This is a genomic window from Streptomyces sp. NRRL B-24572 (genome assembly GCF_002156145.1).
Classification (GTDB): Bacteria; Actinomycetota; Actinomycetes; order Streptomycetales; family Streptomycetaceae; genus Streptomyces; species Streptomyces vietnamensis.
On record NZ_MWIG01000101.1, the window covers coordinates 1 to 3,169 of the forward strand.

Consider the following 3,169-nt stretch of genomic DNA (forward strand, 5'->3'; position numbering starts at 1 on the left):
GGTTGAAGCACTGCCCACTGTGCGTCAGTCAGATCTCCGCGAGCCACGAATCGAGATCATTCCAGCCCTTGATCCACTTCTGAAACAGGCCCTAGGCATATGCCTATGCGATGCGGTCCAGGACGATCGGGTTCGGGGTGAAGGCCGTGCCCGGGGCCGCGATGTCCCAGGCCGACTCCAGGGACTTCAGCGCGTAGTCGAACTTCTCCGGGGTGTCCGTGTGGAGGGTGAGGAGAGGCTGGCCCGCCGTCACCGTGTCGCCCGGCTTCGCGTGGAGCTCGACGCCCGCGCCCGCCTGCACCGGGTCCTCCTTGCGGGCCCGGCCCGCGCCCAGGCGCCAGGCGGCGATGCCGATGTCGTACGCGTCGAGGCGGGTCAGGACACCGGTCGACGGGGCCGTGACGACGTGCTGCTCGCGGGCGACCGGGAGGGTCGCGTCCGGGTCGCCGCCCTGGGCCGCGATCATCCGGCGCCAGACGTCCATCGCCGAGCCGTCCGCGAGGGCCTTCGCCGGGTCGGCGTCCTTGATGCCGGCCGCGTCGAGCATCTCGGCCGCGAGGGCGATCGTGAGGTCGACGACGTCCTTCGGGCCGCCGCCGGCGAGGACCTCGACGGACTCGCGGACCTCCAGGGCGTTGCCCGCGGTGAGGCCGAGCGGGGTGGACATGTCGGTGAGGAGCGCGACCGTCTTCACGCCGCTGTCGGTGCCGAGGCCGACCATCGTCCGCGCCAGCTCGCGCGCGTCCTCGATGTTCTTCATGAAGGCGCCGGTGCCGACCTTGACGTCCAGGACCAGGGAGCCGGTGCCTTCGGCGATCTTCTTCGACATGATCGACGAGGCGATCAGCGGGATCGCCTCGACCGTGCCGGTGACGTCGCGGAGGGCGTACAGCTTCTTGTCCGCGGGGGCCAGGCCGTCGCCCGCCGCGCAGATGACCGCGCCCGTGGTGTCGAGGACGTGCAGCATCTCCTCGTTGGAGAGCAGGGCGCGCCAGCCCGGGATGGACTCCAGCTTGTCCAGCGTGCCGCCGGTGTGGCCGAGGCCGCGGCCGGAGAGCTGCGGCACGGCCGCGCCGCAGGCGGCGACGAGCGGGGCGAGCGGGAGGGTGATCTTGTCGCCGACGCCGCCGGTGGAGTGCTTGTCGGCGGTCGGCCGGGAGAGGGAGTCGAAGTTCATGCGCTCGCCGGACGCGATCATCGCGGCGGTCCAGCGGGCGATCTCCGCGCGGTTCATGCCGTTCAGCAGGATGGCCATGGCCAGGGCGGACATCTGCTCGTCGGCGACCTCACCGCGGGTGTACGCGTCGATGACCCAGTCGATCTGCTCGGGGCTCAGCTCGCCCTTGTCCCGCTTGGTGCGGATGACGGAGATGACGTCCATGGTGGTGCCTCTTTCTACGCGCATAGAGGGGGAGGAAAGGGGAGCGACCCTCCCATCGTGCCGGAAGGGTCGCTCCGAGGTGCTACTTGGCGAGGTGGTCGGGCCCGAAGGCCTGCGGAAGCATGTCCGCCAGGGTGAGGAACCCGGCGGGCGTCTCCAGGACCAGTTCGGGGCCCCCGAACTCGTACAGGAGCTGCCGGCAGCGCCCGCACGGGACGAGGGACTCGCCCCGGCCGTCCACGCACACGAAGTGCGTGAGCCGGCCTCCGCCGGTCGCCTGGAGCTGCGAGACGAGCCCGCACTCGGCGCACAGGCCGAGGCCGAAGGAGGCGTTCTCCACGTTGCAGCCGGAGACCACCCGCCCGTCGTCCACGAGGGCCGCCGCGCCGACCGGGAAGCCCGAGTACGGGGCGTACGCGCGGGACATCGCCTCGCGGGCGGTCTCCCGGAGCAGCTCCCAGTCGGGCTCCGCAGCGGCGGGCGTCACTTGCCCTGGCCCTTCCGGTACGGCAGGCCGTCCGCCTTCGGCATCCGCAGGCGCTGCGCCGAGAGGGCGAGCACGAGCAGGGTGGTGATGTACGGGGCGGCGTCGACGAACTGGCTCGGGACCTGGTCGGTGACGAAGTACCAGATGAAGAAGCCGGCGGAGAAGATCCCGGAGACGACCGCGGACATGTACTTCTTCTTGTACAGCTGCCACGCGGCGGCGATCACCAGGAGCAGCGCGACGAGCAGAAGCAGCGCGTGGACGTTCTCGGCACCGCCGCGCAGCTTGAGGCTGTCGGTGAAGCCGAAGAGGCCGGCGCCCATGGCCATGCCGCCGGGCATCCAGTTGCCGAAGATCATGGCGGCGAGACCGATGTAGCCGCGGCCGCCGGTCTGGCCCTCCTGGTAGATGCCGGTGGAGACGATCGCCAGGAAGGCGCCGCCGAGGCCGGCGAGGCCGCCGGAGACGACGACGGCGATGTACTTGTACTTGTAGACGTTGACGCCGAGGGACTCGGCGGCGACCGGGTTCTCACCGCAGGAGCGCAGCCGCAGGCCGAAGGCCGTGCGCCACAGGATCCACCAGGTGGCCGGGATGAGCAGGGCGGCCACGATCGTGAGCACCGACAGGTTGGTGACCAGGCCGCCGAGGATGCCGGCGAGGTCCGAGATCAGGAACCAGTGCTTGGCGTGGAGGTCCGCCAGCCAGTCGGAGAGCCCCGGGATGGTGATGTCGGTGATCGGGTCGATGCGCGGGGACTGCTTGGAGGAGCCGCCCTCGGCCTTGTCGAAGGTGAAGTTCGACAGGTACTTGGTGAAGCCGACCGCGAGGATGTTGATCGCCACACCGGAGACGATGTGGTTCACGTTGAACGTGACGGTGATGATCGCGTGCAGCAGACCGCCGACCGCGCCGCCGAGGATGCCGACGACGACACCCGTCCACGGGCCCCACTGGTAGCCGGCCCAGGCGCCGAACCAGGTGCCGAGGACCATCATGCCTTCGAGGCCGATGTTCACGACGCCCGCGCGCTCGGCCCACAGACCGCCGAGACCGGCCATGGCGATGGGCACGGCGAGCTGGAGCGCGCCGGAGATCTGGCCGACGGAGGTGAGGTCGTCGGCCCCGGAGACGACGCGGACGAACGAGAAGAGGACGAGACCGGCCGCGACGATCAGCAGGATCCAGGGCCAGGTCAGCTTGCGGCGTCCGGCCTTCTTGGGCGCGGCGCTCGGCTTGGCAACGGTGCCGGTGCTCATGCCGCCACCTCCTTGTCGGTCTTGATGGCGCCGCCGGCGGCG

The 3,169-nt window shown here is 70.5% G+C and carries 3 protein-coding genes; all 3 read right to left on the reverse strand.

Features of this window, described 5'->3' with window-relative positions:
- Positions 1-103: 103 nt before the first annotated feature.
- The 3 genes from CCN56_RS06405 to CCN56_RS06415 all read right to left on the reverse strand — a co-directional run bounded on the left by CCN56_RS06405 (position 104) and on the right by CCN56_RS06415 (position 3,127).
- Positions 104-1,381 carry a thymidine phosphorylase gene (locus CCN56_RS06405; protein ID WP_086824422.1) on the reverse strand — a complete coding sequence of 426 codons (1,278 nt, stop codon included), beginning with the start codon at positions 1,379-1,381 and terminating at the stop codon, positions 104-106.
- Between the two features lie 82 nt (positions 1,382-1,463).
- On the reverse strand, positions 1,464-1,868 hold the full coding sequence (locus CCN56_RS06410; RefSeq protein ID WP_086824423.1) for a cytidine deaminase: 405 nt from the start codon (positions 1,866-1,868) through the stop codon (positions 1,464-1,466).
- On the reverse strand, positions 1,865-3,127 hold the full coding sequence (locus tag CCN56_RS06415; RefSeq protein ID WP_086824426.1) for an ABC transporter permease: 1,263 nt from the start codon (positions 3,125-3,127) through the stop codon (positions 1,865-1,867). Before CCN56_RS06415 ends, CCN56_RS06410 begins: the two co-directional genes overlap by 4 nt.
- Between the last annotated feature and the right edge of the window lie 42 nt (positions 3,128-3,169).

Bases quoted from the DNA above. Each gene is read 5' to 3' on its own strand.
- CCN56_RS06405 (WP_086824422.1), bottom strand. From the start codon at position 1,381: ATGGACGTCATCTCCGTCATCCGCACCAAGCGGGACAAGGGCGAGCTG.
- CCN56_RS06415 (WP_086824426.1), bottom strand. From the start codon at position 3,127: ATGAGCACCGGCACCGTTGCCAAGCCGAGCGCCGCGCCCAAGAAGGCC.